Source organism: Lysinibacillus sp. NPDC056232, from assembly GCF_042267565.1.
In the GTDB taxonomy this organism is placed as follows: Bacteria; Bacillota; Bacilli; order Bacillales_A; family Planococcaceae; genus Lysinibacillus.
Genome location: NZ_JBHJTF010000020.1, coordinates 31842 through 52194, shown reverse-complemented (window position 1 = coordinate 52194; position 20353 = coordinate 31842). Strand labels below are relative to the sequence as shown.

21 protein-coding genes and 1 pseudogene are annotated in these 20353 nt (G+C 36.7%); 13 read left to right on the top strand and 9 right to left on the bottom strand.

Annotation, left to right across the window (positions count from 1 at the left end; genetic code table 11):
- Positions 1-279 precede the first annotated feature (279 nt).
- On the top strand, positions 280-702 hold the full coding sequence (locus tag ACFCYJ_RS15430; protein ID WP_376074815.1) for a DUF3995 domain-containing protein: 423 nt from the start codon (positions 280-282) through the stop codon (positions 700-702).
- A 431-nt stretch (positions 703-1133) separates the two neighbouring features.
- Here the strand turns inward: ACFCYJ_RS15430 and ACFCYJ_RS15425 are convergent, their stop codons facing one another.
- Genes ACFCYJ_RS15425 through ACFCYJ_RS15415 form a run of 3 tightly spaced genes read right to left on the bottom strand, consistent with a single transcriptional unit; the run spans position 1134 to position 2426 of the window.
- Positions 1134-1541 (bottom strand): EVE domain-containing protein, encoded by a 408-nt coding sequence (locus ACFCYJ_RS15425; protein WP_376074814.1) that lies wholly within the window; start codon positions 1539-1541, stop codon positions 1134-1136.
- Complete coding sequence (locus ACFCYJ_RS15420; protein ID WP_376074813.1) at positions 1534-2016, bottom strand: MarR family winged helix-turn-helix transcriptional regulator; 483 nt, start codon at positions 2014-2016, stop codon at positions 1534-1536. The genes ACFCYJ_RS15425 and ACFCYJ_RS15420 overlap by 8 nt, the downstream gene beginning before the upstream one ends.
- Entirely contained in the window at positions 2013-2426 is a 414-nt protein-coding gene (locus ACFCYJ_RS15415; RefSeq protein WP_376074812.1) for an SRPBCC family protein, read from the bottom strand. Before ACFCYJ_RS15415 ends, ACFCYJ_RS15420 begins: the two co-directional genes overlap by 4 nt.
- 242 nt (positions 2427-2668) lie before the next feature.
- Between ACFCYJ_RS15415 and ACFCYJ_RS15410 the strand changes: the two genes are divergently transcribed.
- The 4 genes from ACFCYJ_RS15410 (at position 2669) to ACFCYJ_RS15395 (ending at position 6015) form a co-directional block, all read left to right on the top strand.
- Complete coding sequence (locus tag ACFCYJ_RS15410) at positions 2669-3280, top strand: histidine phosphatase family protein (protein ID WP_376074811.1); 612 nt, start codon at positions 2669-2671, stop codon at positions 3278-3280.
- Between the two features lie 90 nt (positions 3281-3370).
- Entirely contained in the window at positions 3371-4207 is an 837-nt protein-coding gene (locus tag ACFCYJ_RS15405; protein ID WP_376074810.1) for a D-alanyl-D-alanine carboxypeptidase family protein, read from the top strand.
- 181 nt (positions 4208-4388) lie between these two features.
- Positions 4389-4556, top strand: a complete 168-nt coding sequence (locus ACFCYJ_RS15400; RefSeq protein WP_376074809.1) for a hypothetical protein — start codon at positions 4389-4391, stop codon at positions 4554-4556.
- Positions 4557-4749: 193 nt separating this feature from the next.
- Positions 4750-6015 (top strand): polysaccharide deacetylase family protein, encoded by a 1266-nt coding sequence (locus ACFCYJ_RS15395; protein ID WP_376074808.1) that lies wholly within the window; start codon positions 4750-4752, stop codon positions 6013-6015.
- A 61-nt stretch (positions 6016-6076) separates the two neighbouring features.
- On the opposite strand, the pseudogene ACFCYJ_RS15390 reads toward ACFCYJ_RS15395, so the two are convergent.
- Both ACFCYJ_RS15390 and hutG read right to left on the bottom strand, forming a co-directional pair.
- Positions 6077-6274, bottom strand: a pseudogene (locus tag ACFCYJ_RS15390) (sodium/glutamate symporter); the annotation flags it as partial.
- Between the two features lie 186 nt (positions 6275-6460).
- Positions 6461-7426, bottom strand: coding sequence for a formimidoylglutamase (gene hutG / locus ACFCYJ_RS15385; protein WP_376074807.1), 966 nt, complete (start codon positions 7424-7426; stop codon positions 6461-6463).
- A gap of 140 nt (positions 7427-7566) precedes the next feature.
- On the opposite strand from hutG, the gene ACFCYJ_RS15380 reads away from it, so the two are divergent.
- The 4 genes from ACFCYJ_RS15380 (at position 7567) to ACFCYJ_RS15365 (ending at position 12499) form a co-directional block, all read left to right on the top strand.
- Positions 7567-8454, top strand: coding sequence for a LysR family transcriptional regulator (locus tag ACFCYJ_RS15380; RefSeq protein WP_376074806.1), 888 nt, complete (start codon positions 7567-7569; stop codon positions 8452-8454).
- A gap of 535 nt (positions 8455-8989) precedes the next feature.
- Complete coding sequence (locus ACFCYJ_RS15375; protein ID WP_376074805.1) at positions 8990-10225, top strand: acyl-CoA dehydrogenase family protein; 1236 nt, start codon at positions 8990-8992, stop codon at positions 10223-10225.
- Positions 10222-10998: an SDR family oxidoreductase gene (locus tag ACFCYJ_RS15370; RefSeq protein WP_376074804.1), complete on the top strand. Its 777-nt coding sequence runs from the start codon at positions 10222-10224 to the stop codon at positions 10996-10998. The genes ACFCYJ_RS15375 and ACFCYJ_RS15370 overlap by 4 nt, the downstream gene beginning before the upstream one ends.
- Before the next feature lie 457 nt (positions 10999-11455).
- On the top strand, positions 11456-12499 hold the full coding sequence (locus tag ACFCYJ_RS15365) for a phosphotransferase family protein (RefSeq protein ID WP_376074803.1): 1044 nt from the start codon (positions 11456-11458) through the stop codon (positions 12497-12499).
- Between the two features lie 949 nt (positions 12500-13448).
- Here ACFCYJ_RS15365 and ACFCYJ_RS15360 read toward each other — a convergent pair.
- On the bottom strand, positions 13449-13934 hold the full coding sequence (locus ACFCYJ_RS15360) for a tetratricopeptide repeat protein (RefSeq protein ID WP_376074802.1): 486 nt from the start codon (positions 13932-13934) through the stop codon (positions 13449-13451).
- A 259-nt stretch (positions 13935-14193) separates the two neighbouring features.
- On the opposite strand from ACFCYJ_RS15360, the gene ACFCYJ_RS15355 reads away from it, so the two are divergent.
- Positions 14194-15039, top strand: coding sequence for an alpha/beta hydrolase (locus ACFCYJ_RS15355; protein WP_376074853.1), 846 nt, complete (start codon positions 14194-14196; stop codon positions 15037-15039).
- A gap of 129 nt (positions 15040-15168) precedes the next feature.
- On the opposite strand, the gene ACFCYJ_RS15350 is transcribed toward ACFCYJ_RS15355, so the two are convergent.
- Both ACFCYJ_RS15350 and ACFCYJ_RS15345 read right to left on the bottom strand, forming a co-directional pair.
- Entirely contained in the window at positions 15169-15603 is a 435-nt protein-coding gene (locus tag ACFCYJ_RS15350; RefSeq protein WP_376074801.1) for a ribosomal maturation YjgA family protein, read from the bottom strand.
- Positions 15604-15654: 51 nt separating this feature from the next.
- Complete coding sequence (locus ACFCYJ_RS15345; protein ID WP_376074800.1) at positions 15655-16311, bottom strand: GNAT family N-acetyltransferase; 657 nt, start codon at positions 16309-16311, stop codon at positions 15655-15657.
- Between the two features lie 281 nt (positions 16312-16592).
- Here ACFCYJ_RS15345 and ACFCYJ_RS15340 point away from each other — a divergent pair, with 281 nt between their 5' ends.
- The gene (locus tag ACFCYJ_RS15340; protein ID WP_376074799.1) at positions 16593-17351 is read left to right on the top strand and encodes a class I SAM-dependent methyltransferase; all 759 of its coding nucleotides are present in this window, start codon (positions 16593-16595) and stop codon (positions 17349-17351) included.
- A gap of 61 nt (positions 17352-17412) precedes the next feature.
- On the opposite strand, the gene ACFCYJ_RS15335 is transcribed toward ACFCYJ_RS15340, so the two are convergent.
- The gene (locus ACFCYJ_RS15335) at positions 17413-18258 is read right to left on the bottom strand and encodes a DUF1266 domain-containing protein (RefSeq protein WP_376074798.1); all 846 of its coding nucleotides are present in this window, start codon (positions 18256-18258) and stop codon (positions 17413-17415) included.
- A 406-nt stretch (positions 18259-18664) separates the two neighbouring features.
- On the opposite strand from ACFCYJ_RS15335, the gene ACFCYJ_RS15330 reads away from it, so the two are divergent.
- The gene (locus ACFCYJ_RS15330) at positions 18665-19510 is read left to right on the top strand and encodes an MBL fold metallo-hydrolase (protein WP_376074797.1); all 846 of its coding nucleotides are present in this window, start codon (positions 18665-18667) and stop codon (positions 19508-19510) included.
- 255 nt (positions 19511-19765) lie between these two features.
- Positions 19766-20314, top strand: a complete 549-nt coding sequence (locus tag ACFCYJ_RS15325) for a PadR family transcriptional regulator (RefSeq protein ID WP_376074796.1) — start codon at positions 19766-19768, stop codon at positions 20312-20314.
- Positions 20315-20353: the final 39 nt, after the last annotated feature.

Genomic DNA, 20353 nt, shown 5'->3' with positions numbered 1-20353 from the left:
ATCCGTTGTTGCTGTCGCTATGCTTTCGCACAGAAAACATTTGTCGCTGTCGCTACGCTTTCGCACCAAAAACATCCGCTGAGATAGAGGGACTCAGGCTAGGAACTTCACATCCTGTAAAAAACGCCAGATGTGCAAGTACAAAGCCGAATCCGGACGCATAATTGATTACACGATTTTAAATGTCCCTAATATGGTTATAGAACCTGAGGGGACAAAATTATTACCATAACATACGGTAGTGTATGTTTGAGGGTTGAGACAATTGGAGGTAACTATATGAAATCAATTTTGCCATTAGTAGCTGTGGGATTACTTTGGTTTATCAGTTTTTTGCATATGTATTGGGCTTTTGGAGGTCGATGGGGTTCTGCCGCTGTTCTCCCGGTAAGAGAGGGAGAGCATAAACCTGTATTTACACCGAAGAAATGGGGAACATTATTCGTAGCCATTCTTATTCTAATTGCTAGTATCATTATCGTTGTTCAAGGTGATTATTTGCAGAGCTTCCAAGCAAATAGCCTATCTAAAATCGGAAGTATTGTCTGTGCTATCGTTTTTATTATTCGGGCGATTGGTGATTTTAATTATGTTGGATTTTTTAAAAAAATAAAACATTCACAGTTTGCTAAATACGATACTTGGATCTACAGTCCATTATGTTTGTTCTTTGGATTTGTCTATACCATACTATTGTTTTAAAATGAGTGACAACTAGGGAGAATTTATAGGAGGAAACAATAATGGATCAAACGATTTCCTTACTTCATCATGGTGATACGGAATACAATACACAAGGACGATACCAAGTCGAGCTCGATTCTTTAGTACATTATGTTTTATATAGACTATAATGACAGCAGTAGTTAACGTTTTCTACGTTAGCTTACTGTTCTTTTTTTGTTAAATACTATATAGGGTGTGATTTTTATAGTTCTTATAGTTTTTAATGAATCGGAGAGAAAAATGAAGGTAATAGAGATTGGATCAGCCGGGGGCAAAAGATATATACTACTAAATCGAGAGGGAGGACCAGTTATACCAGCCATGAAATATCTAAAACTTGAAACAAAAAGAAGTAAAAAAGTTAAAAAGAGGCATATCAGCAAATTACTGATAAACCTCTCTGAATTTTATGATTTCATCATACCAGCTAAAATATCAAATAATTCTTTTGATATTTCAAAGTGTCCGAATCGTAGTCTTGAGCGATATTCCTGCCATAAGGGTTCTTTTGAAATCAATGATAACGGAACGGGTACTATATGTTCGAGGTAGCTCACATTTTTCCTGTAGGGCATGAATCCAGGATATAATTCTACTTGATAAGCAACTCCACTTAATACTTTCCCAATTGCCGTAAATTTTTGACAAGGGACTTTTGTTTCTAGGGTTTCTTTAGGACTATAGTAAATAATCCAATCTCCTTCTTTCATTCTATTTAAAGGAGCATTTTTACCATGACATAATTGACAAAAGCCTTCTTTAACCCCATATTTCACATGATTTTCTGATGCTATACCAATCCAATATTTAATCATAATTTTTTTCTCCAGCTGAACTAAAATCAAAGTTTGATAATGTAAGTAATTTTTCCTTAAAGAAAGCTTCCTCACCATTTAGAGAAGAAAAAAAGATATTGTCGATTCTTTCAACTAATGGAATAGCAATTTCTAATTTATTTTGCCCTTTTTCAGTAAGGGAAATTGTATTTGCTCTAGGATCTTTTTTAGAGATATTTCTTACTACCAATTCACTGTTTTCCAGTTTTTTTATAATACTTGAAACAGTCATTACATCCATATCAGCAGCTTTGGCAATTAAAGCCTGGTTAATATCTTCATTCCTCTGTGCTAGATATGCTAAAGTTGTTAATACAACGAATTGAGGATGAGTAAGAGCAACCTCTTTCAATTGTTTTTTTATTTCCCTATGCCAAATATTGTACGATCTAATGAATAGAAAACCAATAGATGCTGAAGAATCGTCTTTGAATTTTGAAGGAAATTTGGTCATTTTTCAACCAATTTCTTTATTGAAATTATACTCATAGGTACGTCTCTAAACACCTGGTTTAAGAAGTTAATATTTTCTTCTGTAGTTTTAGCATTTTTCAATTCAACTGTATGTTTAATAATACTTTGATCAACACCTTCGATAATTTTATGATCAAAATAGAGGTCTCCTAATCCTGGGATTGAAGTTTTATCACAAAAACATTTATTTTCTTCAACACTTACCAATTCAAATACAATTGGTGGTTGGCCTTCAAGCTCCATTGTTCCAGTGCTTCCCTTTACGAATTCACCATTTAGTGAAATATCTTTCAAGTCTGCTTCCCACTTAAACCATTCATTTACATTTGCGTATAATGGCCAAATTTTGTCTGGTGTAGTATTAACTCCTAGTTCAAAACTAAATTTCATAAACTAATCCCTGCTTTCTGTTGTAAGTAAACTTATTATAAGTTTACTTACAATAAATATCAACAATAATTTCTTCATCTAGAGAACATCGTTATCTGGAATTTTTGTCCTATCCAGCCTGAATCATGTTTAATTAAGTAGAGGAAGCTAAAAAGTCTTGATAAAACACTTATTCTTTGATTTTTTCTATGTATCTTATAATATTAATTATAGCAAGGGAGAAATTATAGGGGGAAACAATATTGAACCAAACGATTTACTTACTCCGTCATGGGGAAACTGAATTTAATACACAAGGACGATACCAAGGAGAGCTCGATTCTCCATTAACAGAATTGGGTGTACATCAAGTACAACAAAACGCTCAAATGCTAAAAAGTTTAATTGGAAATCCTAATGAATGGAAAATTGTGTCGAGTCCATTAGGAAGAGCCATGCAAAGCACGGAAATAATTTGTGAAACAATTGGATATGATGTGAAGAATGTTGAAAAAGATAATCGTTTAACCGAGGTTGCAGTGGGACAGTGGGCTGGGTTAACAACGAAAGAAATTGAAAATTCTTGGCCCAATCTTTTTCATAATACAGACGTGTATAACTGGTATTTTAATGCGCCAAATGGAGAAGCGTATGACTCGGTAGTGAACAGACTGAGTGCTTGGCTAGAAGACATTCAACATATACCGAAAGTGATTGCTATTTCACATGGTCTAACAGGTCGTATTTTACGAGGAATATATGCGGATTTAAAAAAGGAAGATGCATTGAAGCTAGAAGTATCTCAGGATGTATTATTTAAATTAGCGAATAACACCATCACAAGAATATGTTCAGATTTTGATGATTTTTATTAGTGACTAACAAACCTTAAGAATTTCTTCATAAATTTCCTACAGGAATATTCATAAATGCCTCCTATTATAATGTGTGGGGGGCGTTTTTTTATGAAGAAATTTGTCGTATTTTGTATTATATGTGCGGCAACATTCTATTTTTATTATGCAAATAACAGAACGGAACAAACGGAAATAGAGCTACCTTCGTTGCATAGTAAAAATGCATTGTTGCTGAATGAAAAAGGAGATGTATTATTCGAAAAAAATGCAGATGACACTATCTATCCTGCATCATTAACGAAAATTATGACAGCGATTGTTGCCATTGAAACGACTACTGATCTGCAGAAGCAAACAATCGTTGAACCACAAACGATTTCTAAATTTACTGCTCAAAATGCTTCTATGGCTGGCTTTAAGGCAGGAGATTTTGTAACGATAGAGGATTTATTATATGGTACATTGCTTGCCTCTGGGGCGGATGCTACAGGAACACTTGCAAATGCGATTGCAGGTAGTGAAGAATCATTTGTGACATTAATGAATAATAAAGCGCATGAATTAGGGTTGAATGATACTCATTTTGTGAATGCCAGCGGATTACATGATCCTGCTCATGTCTCCAGTGTACGTGATATTAGCAAGCTGTTTCGTTATGCTATTGAAAATCCAACCTTTTATCAAATTTTGACTTCAAAAAGCTATAGTACTCATGTGCCTAATGAATTAACGATAACAAGCTCACTTTTAACGAAAATACCAGATGGAGAAGGTGCAATATTGGGAGGGAAAACCGGCTATACACCTGAAGCGGGTCTTTGCTTAGCCTCTATAATCGAAAAAGATGGTAAACAATATATCTTTGTGACGACTAATGCGGCTGGGCAGGCCTGGACACCACCACTCCATATTGAAGATGCTCTGACAGCGTACGATTCGCTGTAGGGAAAAATATGAAAAAATAACAACTTTTTAATCGTTTCAACCGTCATATTTATAGGGTGCACTGAACAAGTACCTGAAAAGAAGGCGTCTTGGGAGCCTTTGACTAATGAAAGTTGGCAAAATAGCTAACGCGGTATTCATACTTGGGGATACGATCGATCATTGTCATTAAAGAGGGGAGGTGTTACGTGTCGTTTATAAAAATGACAATGAAGCATTAAAATGGTATTCATCATCTACTTCGAGGAATAAAGCACTTGTTTATAATGCAAAGATGGGCGGAATTTTAGTTCCAATTGCCAAGAGATACGGTTTTGAGATAGACAGGAAATTTTTAAAATTACCATAAATGCTATTGATTACCGAAATGGTTAAAACGTATACCATGGTAATAAGTTGATAGTAGTGGAGGCTGAAAAACTAGTTGATTCCTACTATTTCCTGGCACAATCTATTAATCTATAATTAGAGTCGAATTCTATACTTTAATAGAAAAAGCACATGAGAAAAGACATCTATGATGAAAAGGGCGGTGTAGAACAATGAAAAAACTTTTATCCTTTGCAATTATTTTGACATTTTTAATTAGTTTTGTGTTTGTAGATAATGAATCTGCTAACGCTGAAGGTACATCCGTTATTCAATCAGTCGCTAAAGACGCAGCAGTTTATGAAGAACCTTCCGTAGAAAGCACCGAAATCGGTCAAATAACGAAAGGTAGTTATGTAACAGCTACACCTGTAAATAAGAAATGGACTCGAATTAAAGTGCAACAGCTAGAGGGATATGTAGAAACGGCAGCATTAGTAAGCATTACACCTGAAAAATATTTAGTAACGCAAAAAGGTGGAACAACTTTATTTACATATCCTAGTCCAAATGCACAAAAAGCGGGACTGCTTAATGAAAACAGTATTATCTTTGTATATGGATCAGCACCTGGAGGTTGGTCATTTGTCCAATATGGTCATCATACAGGCTATGTTGCAACAAATTCTTTAAAGAAACCTGTCGCGACAAAAAAACGAGTAAATGCTGCTAATGGCGCTGTGCTTCGTTTAACAGCTAGCCCAAGTGGCGAGGTTCTTGGTACGATTGCCAATAAAACAGTCGTTCAGCAATATACAACGCTAGTTGGCTGGGCCTATGTAGAAGCTGGGGAACAAAAGGGCTATGTGAAAGCCTCAGAGTTGGTGAATTTCCAAATACCTGGTAACAAAGTGTACAATAAAGGTGTACCAGTAGCAAAAGGGGAAAAGAAACGTGTGGCTTTAACATTCGATGATGGGCCAGACGCAAAAGTTACCCCGCAAATTTTAGCGACTTTAAAGAAATATGATGCTAAGGCAACATTTTTTATGGTTGGGCCAAATGCCTCTAAAAATTCAGCAGTCGTAAAGAAAGTTTATGAGGCTGGCCATGAAATAGGCAATCATACATGGAACCATTCAAAGTTAACAGGCTTATCGACAGCAAATGTTAAACAAGAGGTTGATCGAACTAGCAATGCTATTTATGTAGCCATCGGTCAATCTCCAACGGTTTTCCGTCCACCATATGGTGCAACGAATGATAAAGTTCGTTCTGTCATTACGACGCCTTCTATTCTATGGTCTATCGATACGCTAGATTGGAAGCATCGCAATGCTGATAAAATATTAGCGTATGTGAAAGCCTCTGTGAAAGATGGCAGCATTATTTTAATGCATGATATTCATCAAACAACAGCAAATGGTTTGGAAAATGTAATTCTTTACTTGCAAAAGCAAGGCTATGAATTTGTAACTGTTAGTGAAATATTACAATAATCTATAAGCGAAAAATAAGGCCGTGCAACTGTCAATCCAGACAATTGCACGGCCTTATTGATTATTTAAATAGATTAATAGTCGTAATAATAATTGAAATACCGAATACGTCGATTAAAAACGCTCCTACAATTGGTACGACAAGCAATGCTTTTTTCGATGGACCGAAACGTTGGACAACCGCTGACATATTGGCCATCGCATTTGGTGTTGCCCCTAAATCATGTCCGGCAAAACCGGCAACCATAACCGCAGCATCGGTATGATGGCTGGCGCTGTTTCTATGGAAGACGGTCATGGTGCGGCGGCAGCTAACACCCTTTCAGACAATTAAGGTAGCAAAAGTTACCTCTTGTCTGACCTCACTTTCATCCCATGTCTAAAGACGGGCTACACCCTGCATGGACTTTCTCGTTCGGAAAATCTGTAATGTGAATAATTTCCATCATGTACCTTGTCTACTAAGTAAGTTATTAAGTGCTTCATAAACAAAATAAGCACCTAATTTAACTGTGCGTCCGTTCTCATCCAGTGAAGGATTTACCTCACAAATATCAAAAGAATGTGTATTTGGGTGCGAAGTTACTTTTTGAAGTATTGTGCGTACAGTTTTTGGGTCTAATCCAAACGGTGATGGAGCACTAACACCCGGTGCAAATGCAGCATTTAGTACATCCATACAGAGCGTTAAGAGAATATAATCATGATTATCCATAAATTGCTGAAGATCCGGCATGATTTGCGCATTATTTTCTGGCGTCATATTTTCTTCTAACACATAATTCACATGCAACTCATCGGCTTTATCAAATAATTCTTTTGTATTGCCGAAACGTTGTATGCCTAAAACAAAGTAGTCGGCATGTGGATCCTGCTCTAAAATCTGACGGAACATTGTACCAGACGATGGTTGCTCATCGTATGGTCGTAAATCAAAATGAGCGTCGATATTGACGATCCCGATTTTCGCATCTTTAGGTAACGCTGCACGAACGCCTAAATAGTGTCCGTATAGTGTTTCATGTCCACCGCCAAGCACGACACATTGTATTTTTTTATTTAGCAATGTTTTGACAATTTCACCGAGCTCACGCTGTGCCTCTTCTAAAGCGTGGTTAAGACAAAGAACGTTACCAACATCTATAATTTGCTGTTCATCATTAAATGCCCAAGGTAAGCTAGATAATGATTCACGCAGAGCATTAGGCGCACTTGCTGCCCCTACACGCCCCTGATTACGACGTACACCTTCATCACAAATAAAGCCCACAATTCCGGCATGCTGATGATCTGAAGCACTTACATCATTAATAGGAATTCTTTTTACTTTTTGATGTAAACGAAAACTACTCGTATTAGTAGTTGAATCTATACGACCTTTCCATTGTTTTTGATCTGTCATTGAATACATATCAGTGTCAACTCCGTTTCCAATATTATTGTATTGAAAATATTGTTATGAATAAATTATATATTCGCATAATTATAATAGCTAATATATAATTATTATTAATCTATAGCTTTAAACTATAAATGGGGAGAGATGTTGTTGTGGATATTAAACAATTGCAATATTTTATAGCAGTTGCGGGGCATATGAATTTCTCAAAGGCAGCTGAAAAACTGCATATTTCTCAGCCTTCTCTAAGTAATGCTATTAAAAAATTAGAGCAAGAAATTGGCTCACCTTTACTTGAAAGGAATACGAGAAACCTTCAATTAACAGAAGCAGGCGAACTTTTATATGAACGAGCAAACGTTATATTGAAAAACATGGAAGTTTTAAAAATAGAAATGGATGAGGTCATTGTACGTGGCACAAGTGAAATAACGATCGGCGTGATGGAATCGATTAAGCATTGGCTCCCAAAAGTGATTACAGAGTATAAAAAAGAGTATCCACAAATGATGATTCATCTAGTAGATATTTTAGGAAGTAAGCGTGTCGAAAAATCTCTCAAAAGCTATAAAACACATTTAATTATTACAAATCAGATAATGGATGATGAAGAGCTCGAAGTTAACTGCTTATATGAAGAGCGACTTGTAGCTGTTTTACCATTAAATCACCCATTAGCGAAGAAAGAAAAGCTGACGATCTCAGATTTAAGTGGTGAGTCTTTTATTATAAGTACAGAGGGCTTTCAAACGAGACATGACATTTTAGATGCATTTGAAAAGGCTGACCAAAACATTAATATCCAATTTGAAATTGAACGTTTTGAAACGGCTGTGTCTCTCGTTCGTGAAAATTTAGGAGTTACCATTCTACCTGAAAATTATTTAAAAGGTCCTACAGCTAAAACGATTGTCCAAAAAGGAATAGATTGTCCCAATTTACGACGAAATGTGTATGTGGTGTATTTAAAAAAACGTCATTTACCTTTGGCTATTCGTGATTTGCTTACTGATATAATAAATATAGGCAAAACGCTTTAGAATATTAAAGATTGATTTGATTGAGAAGAGTAACTTCTTTGAATGAGAAGTTACTCTTTTTTATCCTACTTTTTGTTTCACTTACCAATTTTAAAAAGAAGAGGCTCATCGGACGCCCCTAGGAAGCTCTGCTCTGCGCGAAAGCGAAGCGTCAGCGGCAAATGTTTTCTGTAGCGAAAGCAAAGCGGCAGCTACAAAGCGCCCAGCCGGAACGGAAATCAACCCCACGCTTTGGTAATGGGTAAAGAAGTAAAAAACAGGCGACTATGAACATTAAAATTTTTTATCAAAAGAAGCTATTTTGATTTGATGACACATAATATGGCAAAATAATTTTTCGAATTGAGCTTTATTATTGTAATGATATTTTCTATCTGCTCAAAACACTGTCTTAAGTATGAATTTTCTCTATAATTCAAATTTTTGTTTAATAGACATTGATTTACAAGAAATATAGCGGTAACATTTAATGTAAGAATAAAAATGAATATTCATTCATTTAGCATTTTGATGTTCAAACAAAGGGGGCTTTTTTATGAACTTTTCTTATAGCGAAAAAGTAGTAGAACTGCAAGAGAAGCTGACAAATTTTATGGAGCAATACATTTATCCTAACGAGGCAGTGTTTGCTGCACAGGTAGAGGCAATGGAGGATCGTTGGGGAGCGATTCCACCAATTATGGAGGAATTAAAGCAAAAAGCAAAAGAAGCGGGTTTATGGAATTTATTTTTGCCAGATAGTGAATACGGTGCAGGTTTAACGAATTTAGAATATGCACCTTTATGTGAAATTATGGGACGCTCTTTACTGGCTCCTGAAGTGTTTAATTGCAATGCGCCAGATACAGGAAATATGGAGGTGCTTGTGCGTTACGGCTCAGAACAGCAGAAAAAACAGTGGCTGGAGCCGTTATTACGTGGAGAAATACGTTCTTGCTTTGCAATGACTGAGCCTGCAGTTGCGTCTAGTGATGCAACAAATATCGAGGCAAGTATTGAACGGGATGGTGATTATTATATTTTAAATGGACATAAGTGGTGGACAACGGGAGCTGGAGATCCTCGCTGTAAAATCGCTATTTTTATGGGGAAACATAAAGATACTACAGCACCTATCCATGAGCAACAGTCGATGATTTTAGTGCCGATGGATACGCCTGGAGTAAAAATAGAGCGTATGCTAACTGCATTTGGCTATGATCACGCACCTGAAGGACACGGTGAGGTGACGTTTACAAATGTTCGAGTACCTGTGGAAAATATATTGTGGGGAGAAGGAAAAGGCTTTGCGATTGCCCAAGGTCGTTTAGGGCCAGGTCGTATCCATCATTGTATGCGTCTGATTGGAGCCGCTGAACGTGCATTAGAGGAAATGTGTGTGCGTGTAAGTGAGCGACACGCTTTCCATCGACCACTCGCAGACCAAGGTGTGATGCGTGAGCGTATTGCGGAATCCCGTATTGATATTGAGCAGGCAAGGCTGTTAACGCTTAAGGCAGCGTATATGATGGACACAGTAGGGAATAAAGAGGCGAAAGCAGAAATCGCCATGATTAAAGTAGTGGCGCCGAATATGGCATTAAGAGTGATTGACCGAGCGATTCAAGCATTCGGTGCTGCTGGAGTAGGACCTGATACGACGCTTGCAGCACAATGGGCAAATTCCCGCACATTACGACTAGCAGATGGACCGGATGAAGTGCATCGTAATACAGTTGCCAAGCTGGAGCTAAAGAAGCATGCCAAAAAACAAGAGGAGCTGGTTAAATGACGGTATTAGACTTATTTAGTTTAAAGGGGAAAACGGCCATCGTAACAGGGGGAGGACGCGGTCTTGGCGCTCAAATCGCACAAGGCTTTGCCGAAGCAGGTGCCAACGTTGTACTTTGTTCAAGAAAGGTTGAGGCATGCGAAGAGGTAGCGGAAGAATTAGCTGATTTAGGTGTCCAAACATTAGCTCTTGCTTGTGATGTGACAAAGCCAGAGGATATCGCGAATGTAGTGTCAAAAACGCTTGAAACATTCGGCCAAATTGATATTTTAGTCAATAACAGTGGGGCGTCTTGGGGTACTCCTGCTGTTGAAATGCCATATGAGGCTTGGCAAAAAGTTTTCGATGTTAACGTCAATGGTACATTTTTAATGACGCAAGCTGTTGGCAAAATAATGCTAGAACAAAAGAGTGGGAAAATTATCAATATCGCTTCGGTTGCAGGGCTTGGTGGTACATTACCTGAATTCATGGATACAATTGGCTATAACGCAAGTAAAGGTGCGGTCATTACGCTTACGAAAGATTTAGCCGTAAAATGGGGACCATATGGCGTCAATGTGAATGCCATTGCCCCAGGATTTTTCCCAACCAAAATGTCAAAAGTCTTAATCGAGCGCGGACAAGATTACTTAATGGGCGCGACGCCGTTAAAACGTTTAGGAACTGAAAATGACCTAAAAGGCGTTGCATTATTTTTAGCCGCAGCTGCCTCAGATTATATTACGGGGGATGTCATAGTTGTAGATGGCGGTATGAGCTCAATCATTTAACTTATTTCAGCAATTATTTTCTGTAGCGAAAGCAAAGCGTCAGCTACAGAAGTCTTTCACCTCTATAGGTGGTGAGATGAATGCCGATTTAAGTTACTTTTCAGTGGGTGACCAAACACCTGTTGAAATAGAGGAACTGAGTCTAAGAACGCCACGTCCTGTGGCAACGACTGAGTGACCAACATCGTGTTGGCCTAAAGCCTCCGGCGGATGTCACGGAAATCGGACAGGAGTTCTTAGAGGATGTTAGCCTAAAATCATCGCATCCATGCGATAACGGCTAACTGACCTGCATCGGTAAAAACGCCACGTCCTGTGGCATTACCGAAATGACCGACATCGTGTCGGCCCTCATGCAGGCCTAAGCACAAAGCCGATTCCGGACGCATTGTTTATCTGTGCGAAAGCGAAGCGACAGCAACAATTATGCCGAGGCATAATTGATAGGAGGGGTACAATGGATACGATACAAGTAAGGGCAAGTGAACGTATTGATGAAGTGAAATTACATTCATTTTTAAAGAGTCAATTTCCGGAATTACCAGAAGGGAAGCTAGAGATTTCACAGTTTAGTGCTGGACATTCAAATTTGACTTATTGCCTAAAAGTAGGCGAATTTGAAGTTGTTCTGCGTCGACCTCCACATGGACCAGTCGCCAAAAAAGCGCATGACATGAAACGTGAGTTTACGATTATATCTGCATTACATCCATTTTTATCTGCTGTACCACAACCTTATGTGTACGTTGACGATCGAGATATTATCGGCAGTGATTTCTTCCTAATGGAACGGAAAAAGGGGATCGTACTTGATACTCATTTCCCAGCTGGCACTGAAAATACGGAGGAGTTAGGACGTCTCATTTCGGAAAAGATGGTTGATTCACTTGTAGCTCTTCATGCAATACCATATAAGGAAACGCAACTAAAGGATATGGTGAAGCCAGAAGGATTTATGGAACGGCAAGTATATGGATGGATTGAACGCTATGACAAAGCAAAAACAGCAGAGCATGCTGAAGTAGCAGCGTTGACAAAATGGTTAAAGGATCATGTACCTTCTGAACATGAAGCAACCATTATTCATTATGATTACAAGCTTAATAACGCTATGTTTTCAAGTGATTATACTGAAATGATTGGGCTTTTTGATTTGGAGATGACAACTGTAGGGGACCCATTAGCGGATTTAGGGGTAGCCATGAGCTATTGGATGCATGCAGATGACCCAAAAATGCTGCTATATGCATTTGGAGAACCACCAATAACGACTTTACCAGGGTTTTATACACGTCAGGAATTCATTAACCGATATGCAGAGAAAAGCGGACGAGATGTTTCAGCTATCGATTATTATATTACATTTGCCTATTTTAAATTAGCTGTAATTTGTCAGCAAATCTATTGTCGATACGTCAACGGCCAAACAAAAGACGATCGTTTTGCACAAATGGATAAAATGGTAGCTGCATTAATTCATCAAGCTTCCAAGGCGCTATAACTTTTAAAAAATAACGGTTGCTATTTCAGCTTGTCGACAAAAGAATAAATATAAATAATTTGTATCAAAAAGCAAAGGTTGATTTTCACTCCGAGTTGGCGCTTTCCACGGGCTTGGCTTCAACTTCTTTCAGAGGGTGTCCAAACACCTGCTGAAAGAAGTTGAAGCCTCCGGCGGATGTCACGGAATCGGCAAGGAGTTCTTTGTGCAAGCACAAAGCCGATTCCAGACACAATTATGCCGAGGCATAATTGATTATTCTCCTCGTCACTACGTTCCTGCGGGGCTTTCAGCGCAAGCTCATCCCGCAGGAGTCGCCACTCTCCGTGAAAAATCAACGGTTCCTCATCATTAGTATGAAAAGAAGCTGAACCAAATGTGTAGAAATAATAAAGGTATTCTATTTTTTAAACACAAAGGAAGGAGATACTACATTTTAAGTAGGATCTCCTATTAAAGTTCTTTAAGAATATTCATTTCAGTACGTGGTCTTGCAATAGCCATACAGATTTATGTAATTAGAAAAGTGATTGTCTACAGACTAAAATAACGGCTGCTAATAAAAGCGACGGTTATTTTTTTTATTGTTACAACTACAGATTATCCGACATTAAATGTTATAGTTGAAGATGTATTCTCGCACCCAATTTACTTTTATAACAAAATATTCCCGTGTGGAAAATCAAGGGAGGGCGAATGTATGTTCTTATTTTATCATAGATTCTTGTATAATGAAATGTTCATAAACATAATTAACTGAAATACATAGAGTCGCTTCAATGAAAACTTTCTATAGGTCGATTTATCGAGGGAAATCCTATATTTATCGACTTAGATCTAGAATTTATCGAGAACTTTATATGATATATCGAGAACCCAAAAAGGAAGACAACTATAGAAAAGATCAGGTTCACAAAATAGAAGCCTGATCTTTTATGCTTTTATTGTGTTATTCCCAAGTTCGATCTAGCTTATCACTGTAAAACTTAATGGCTTTGCGGTAATCTTTTATGCCTTCATGATTAGTAGTATGAATTATTGTATTTAATAAAGTTTCCACAGCCATTGAATGTTCACCAAGATTATAAAGTGTTATCGCATAGAAAACCTTTAAATGTTCAGCTTCTGGAAACTCGCTTATGGCTTGTTCAAAAATACGTTTTGCCTGCTCATATTGCCCTAATGTACGATAAGTGCTGCCTAATCCTAAATAAGCATCTAGTAAAATTTCTGGTTTGAGCCCTAATTGAATCGCTTTTTCATAGTGGGGGATAGCCTCTTTTTCTTTTCCTAATGAATCATATGTCCAGGCACATTGAAATTGGTAGTATGCATTTTCAGGCTTTTCTTGAACTAGTGCCACCATTAATTGATTTGCTTCTTCCAATCGGCCATTCTCTCTTAATGTTATGATGTGCTGTAATCGCTTATCCATGTTCTTATATCCTCTAACTCTCTATTTTTTCTTAATATTTAATAATTTTAAACTCTTTAATTATTCTTGTATACTTAAGAAAATAATTCCTATTTTGAAAATTCTACTTTTATATACATAGAAAATAATAATAGAGGTGAGATAGAATGCTGGAACGTTCTATGGAGAAAACACGGGAATGTAAAAAAGAAGGGGAGTGATAGAAAGAGGAGCATTATATGATAGCTCTTCTATATAAAAAGAAAAGAGGACTATTATGATGAATAATTATCAAAGCATTTTAAATGAAGGATTTGAATTAAAATATTGTGTGAAGGGACAAGGGCAGCCTATATTGGTAGTGGGTAGCAGTGTATATTATCCACGCTTGTTCTCGGAGAATTTATATAAACAATTTCAATTTATTTTCTTAGATCATAGAGGTTTTGTGAAGCCACCTCGTGTTTTAAAGAAAGAAGATTATACTTTGGATAAAATTGTCGAGGATATCGAAACAGCAAGACAATTGTTAAAGCTTGAGGATTTTATCATTTTAGGACATTCTGGACATGCATTTATGGCCTTGGCATATGCAGAAAAATATCCTCAATTTGTTCAGAAGGTCATTTTACTAAATTCAGCACCGACAAACAGTCAGGAGAGACAGCAGCAAAGCTTTTCATTTTTTAATGAGACTGCCAGTGCTGAACGAACAAAGCAATTTGAGCATGATATTGCTTTCTTAGAGGATGATATTCACAATGATCCGGAAAGACGATTTGTGCATATGTGTATTCGCATGGGGGCGCATAGCTTTTATGACTATAAGTTCGATGCTGCTTATATGTGGGATGGCGTCTATACAAATATGGAAGCTATTGATTACCTTTGGGGTGTAGCTTTTGCTGAACGAAATTTAATCCAATCATTGGCTCACGTAGATAAACCTATTTTTGTAGGGTTAGGAAGGTATGATTATTTAGTCGCTCCTGTTTCGCTCTGGGATGTAATTGATGATTCATTTGAAAATGTGACGAAGGTCATTTTTGAAAAAAGCGGCCATAACCCAATGTTTGAAGAACCAAATACTTTTGATAGGGAATTAATTAATTGGATTAATGAATAGAAAAGAACGATGACCAGTTACTCATATGGCTTTGTAATAAAGATTGATCATTTAAAATAAGGTTCATTAATTTATAACCCCAAATACAAAATCGCTAGAGAATTTTATTAATTCCCTAGCGATTTTTCTTTAACTTTGAAAAGTGAACTTAAGTGCCATCGTATCTAAAACAGTAACGATTATGATACCTGCTGTATATCGAACCAAATCCTCTATAAGAAAACCTTTGCCAAGTATCAAAGCCCCGAGCGTTGTACCACGAATCTGATTAATCCAATCTTCCTGATACAACTGACTAAATTCAATGCCGAAGCTAAACAAAAAACTGAGCCAAATAGCTGTGAGGGTACTTTTACGTACTAGCAACAATCGAAATCCAAAATAGACCATCATAGCCCATAGCATGTCCCCAGCGTTCTGCGCTATAAATGACGGGAGTAGGGCACTCCATTTTCTGGAGGATAACCCCAATAAAATGGTAATAACAATAACTATCAAATAAGCTATTCGCATGTTACGGTATTGCAAGTTGATAGGTTTATGCTCATGTGTCAATAGTATCACTCTTTCGGCGTGTTGATATCATTCATTAATTTAATTATCTCATAAATGGTGTCAGCAAGAATGATGTCTTTCTAAACATTTGAAATAGGTGAAACTAGCTATTAAAAGACACAACCGTTCATGAAGATTACACAATTTTTTATCGTTGTACTCATCTTTAAGCAAAACGTATATTTCTAAATCTACAACACCTGTACCAGACCAAAAAGTCGCTTGTCTTAATAGCCCTTCTTTTAAAAAACCATTTTTCAGAAGAACCTTTTTAGATGCTTCGTTTAATGGCATTACTTCGGCCTGTATTCGATTTATATGAACTTCCTCAACTAAAAATTTGACAAGTATGTTTACCGAATCGGATGCAAGGCCCTTACCCCAATAGTCCTCTGCTAAAAAGTAACCAATCGTCACCATATTCACTTTTTGATTAAAATCCATTGCTTCTATAATGCCTACTAATTGCTCGCTGTGTGACTTTTGAAAAATGCCCCATTTGACTCTGCTTTTCTTCTGATAATCCCTGTCAAAATGACCAATCATTTTACCAACTGTTTGGATATTATGTTTAGGGATCATCCCACAATATTCAAATACTTTTTCATTATCATAGATCGCAAAAACTTCCTGTAAATGTGCAGCTTCAATTTTTTTCAGCACTAGATTTTCAGAGCTTAATAAAGGGAACTCTGCAAACACTTTGTCTATTTTCATAGTATCCTCTCCTAATTTTTATTAAGCACAAAAAGGTAGTAAAATTCTCCTTGCCAGTATCCACTTTAAATCAACAAATTTCATCCTCACTTATGCTGATTAGTAATAAAATAACTACATTGTGCAATTTGATGTAATTATGTATAATTTTACTATATTATACTGAAAGTGAGTGATTTATTATGAAAGTCAGCTCTATTTTTCCATCAAACAAAAATAAGGTGTGGAAGAACTAAGTGAAAATCGAATAGATTCTTCTGCAAATAATCGGAGGAATTGCATTGTATAGTAATTACGGTCCATTATGTACAGAACTTTATGATTTAACAAAACCAGTAGGATATTCTATTGGTGGGGATATTGAATATTATATTGAACGATTAAAAGGAACTACGGGAAAAGTGCTTGAAGCGGGAGTTGGCTCTGGACGCTTCTTAATTCCTTTACTTGAAAAGGGATATAATGTTGAGGGAATCGACTATTCACCTGAAATGTTAGATTTATGCAGAAAACGTTGTAAAGAAAGAGGATTCAAGCCAAATCTATATGAAGGTAACTTGAGCAATTTCTCATTAGACATAAAATATGAAGCGATTGTTATGCCGACAGGTTCGTTATGTTTAATAGAAAATTCAAAAGATGCAATGGATGCATTAAAATGTATGTATAATCATTTGATACCTGGAGGTCGCATAATTGTAGACTTGCTTTTACCTACAGACTGGCGAACAGGGGAAATTTCTTCATCCTACTATGAAATTTCAAAAGAGGAAGGAATTTCATTAGAAAGAAAAGCCGTTGAAATGAACTGGGTCGATCAATATACGCTAACCGTTTTAAAATATGAAAAATGGAGAAATGGTAAATTAATAGATACAGAATTACAAAGATTCCCGGTACGATGGTACGGAATAGAAGAATTCCAACACATATTAATAAGCTTAGGTTTTTCTGATATTACTTGCTCCGCTGAATATGTTTATAACAAGAAGCCTTCAAAAGAGCATTCATTAATTACATTTGAAGCTGTTCGTAAATAAATAAACCTGCTAGATTTTAGCTAAGAAAGTAGCTAAATATCTAGCAGGTTTTTTAATGCCATCAAACCTTGTCCAATGTTAAGTTATTGGAATCCTGTGCCGTTGATCGCTGAATGCTAAATTCATTCCAGATCGAATCTTTTTCATTCAACAATTCCTTTCCACTCCAAATGATGTCGTAAATGTCACCCTCGTAAGCAATGGCTCGGCCAAATGCAAATGATATAAGATAGTCCTTCCAAGATTGGAAGATATGGCTGCCGGCATCAGCTGCTCGCGTTATATAGCCCCATGCCTGTTCTTCGGTTATATAACCAACTATGTAGCTCCATCTTGCAATATTTACAGCTCGGTCGAAATCCCAGGCGGCAATAGTGTCCACACGGTCATAGTCTGATTTTGCAAAGGAAAGCTGCTTCATCATTACTTCTTGCGCAGATTCGTAGCACTTCTGCGATTTGCCCACTTCTTCCTCTGTAAAAGACTGGCCAGCTTTCAATGAATTAAGGAACTCATCATACCTTGCACGATGCCCTTCCATAAGTAGCCATTCTAGGGTCTCTACAGCCTCCTCTGGATTATTAACGTCCCAGTTAGAAGAAAGACCTTCTTTCAAAGTTTCATGATCTACCTTCACCGGCAGTATCCGAGGCGACTCAGACCGATAAAGAGCTAGATTGGCACCGTAGGCAAGCAAATGCTGTTTTTCTTTCGATAAAGGGTTAACCGACTCCATTTCTAACTGTGATTTTTTAGCGTTTTTCACGATTCGCTTGCTCGCAATAATTAAACCAACAATAAGTAAAACCACAACTCCTATAATTATTCCTACAATCTTCAAACTACCACGTTCCTTTCCGTGCTTTAATCGGGCGAAGTAAAAATCAAAATCACTTACTTCGAACAAAAGACAGTAAAATTATACATTTGCAGGTAGTTTTATACAATGAGACTATTTTATTACTTTTCAACGGAAGTAAGGATGACATTGTAGGCGTAAAGGCTTTGGCACGAGCGTTTGAAAGGAACTAATGAAAGGGGACTGTTAATTAATGCTTATAGGTCGTTTCTGTTTAATAGTGAATTCAAAAGATGCTATGGAAAAATATATGTTTAAACATATAGCTAGCGAACAGGGAAGGTTATAACATCTTATCGTGTGAAGAAGAAATTGCATGAGAACGTAAATCCATTAAATATACTATAACTGTTGCGCTAGTTTTGAATTATTATCCATTTTTTTCTTGCTATATTTTAACTGTATAAAGGAAAAATATGATTGTTTACAATTCAATGAGGAAGAAGGGTTTTCCATGCATAAAGATATGAATTATGGGAGTGACTTTAAATATATTCCAGCAACTTCAATTTGGAGCGGAGATGGTATTGAAGTATTACCTGATTTATACCAGCATACGATTCAAATTGTTAATATTGTACTTTACGGTGAACCTCATAAGAGTGAATTTGTATTAGTGGATGCTGGTATGCCAAAAAGTGCACATAATATTATTTCAATAGCCGAGGAGAGATTTGGAACAAATAGTCGACCTAAAGCGTTAATTTTGACGCACGGTCACTTTGATCATGTTGGGGCGATAATCGATTTAATTGAACACTGGGGTATGCCGGTTTATGCACATTCTTTAGAATTACCTTATTTAACTGATATAAAAAATTATCCTGAACCTGATTCTAGTGTAAATGGTGGCTTACTAGCAAAAATGTCATCATTTTTTCCGAATGAAGCCATTAACTTAGGAAACAACGTTGAGGCACTCCCTTTTGATGGAAGTATTCCATTTATGGATGGTTTTCGTTGGATTCATACTCCGGGTCATACGCCAGGGCATATATCTTTATTTCGCGAAGAGGATCGAGCGTTAATTGTTGGAGATGCATTTGTTACGGTTAAACAAGAGTCGCTCTACAAAGTGTTGCTACAAAAAAAGGAAATTAGCGGACCGCCACGATATTTCACGACAGATTGGCAAGCTGCTTGGGATTCTGTAAAAAAATTAGAGGCTCTAAAACCTTCAGTTGCTATTACAGGACATGGATTACCAATGAAGGGGGAAGAGCTTACTAGAAATTTGTATAAGTTAGCAAATGAATTCGAGCAGATTGCTTTACCTAATCACAGCAAATTTCTGAATTAGTGATGAAATAAAATCCATTACTGTTGAAGATTTTTATCATAAATATGAAAAGCTGTAGCAAATAAATTTGCTACAGCCTGAATTGGTTTATGCCCTTTGATGGTGCAATATAATTCATTTTATCATAAAATACGTTATTGTAGTATTTTTAGTTTTTTTAAAACATTTCAACAATAATTATTAAGCCTATTGACAAAAAAAATAAGAATTGTTATATTCAATTTATTCAACGTTGAATATAAAAAGGTGATTATTATGACAAGGCTATTAGTTCTTGCTATGTTGGGGCTAAAACCAATGACAGGCTATGATATTAAAGTAATGCTTGAATTAAGTGACGCTGAACGATGGGGTGGTGTGCTAATCGGCTCTATCTATAATGCTTTAAAGAAGCTTGAAAAAGATGGCTATATAGAGGTGGCTAGTATTGAATCCACGGGTCACAGACAAAAAGCAATTTACCAAATTACTGAAAAGGGCAGATCGCATGAGCAAGAATTAATTATCGAGGCGCTTGAAAAATCCTCTGTAGTTTATCCTACAACATTGTATTCTGGTGTATCCTTTGCATTTAAACTGCCAAAAGCTAAAGCGGTGGATGCATTAGAAAAGCAGAAAATAATTTTGGAACAAGAAGAAAAGGCGATCAATGCTGGCTATGAAGCGAAATTGATTGCTGTGCAAGGAGAACTGCCAGCATTAACACAGCTAGCATTTGATAATATGCTAGAAATTGTAAAAGTACAATCCAAATTTGTACATCAAGCTATTGAAATTATGAAAAAAAGTAACTCTCTCGAATGAGGGAGTTAAAAAATAGCTATATATTCAATGTTGAATATA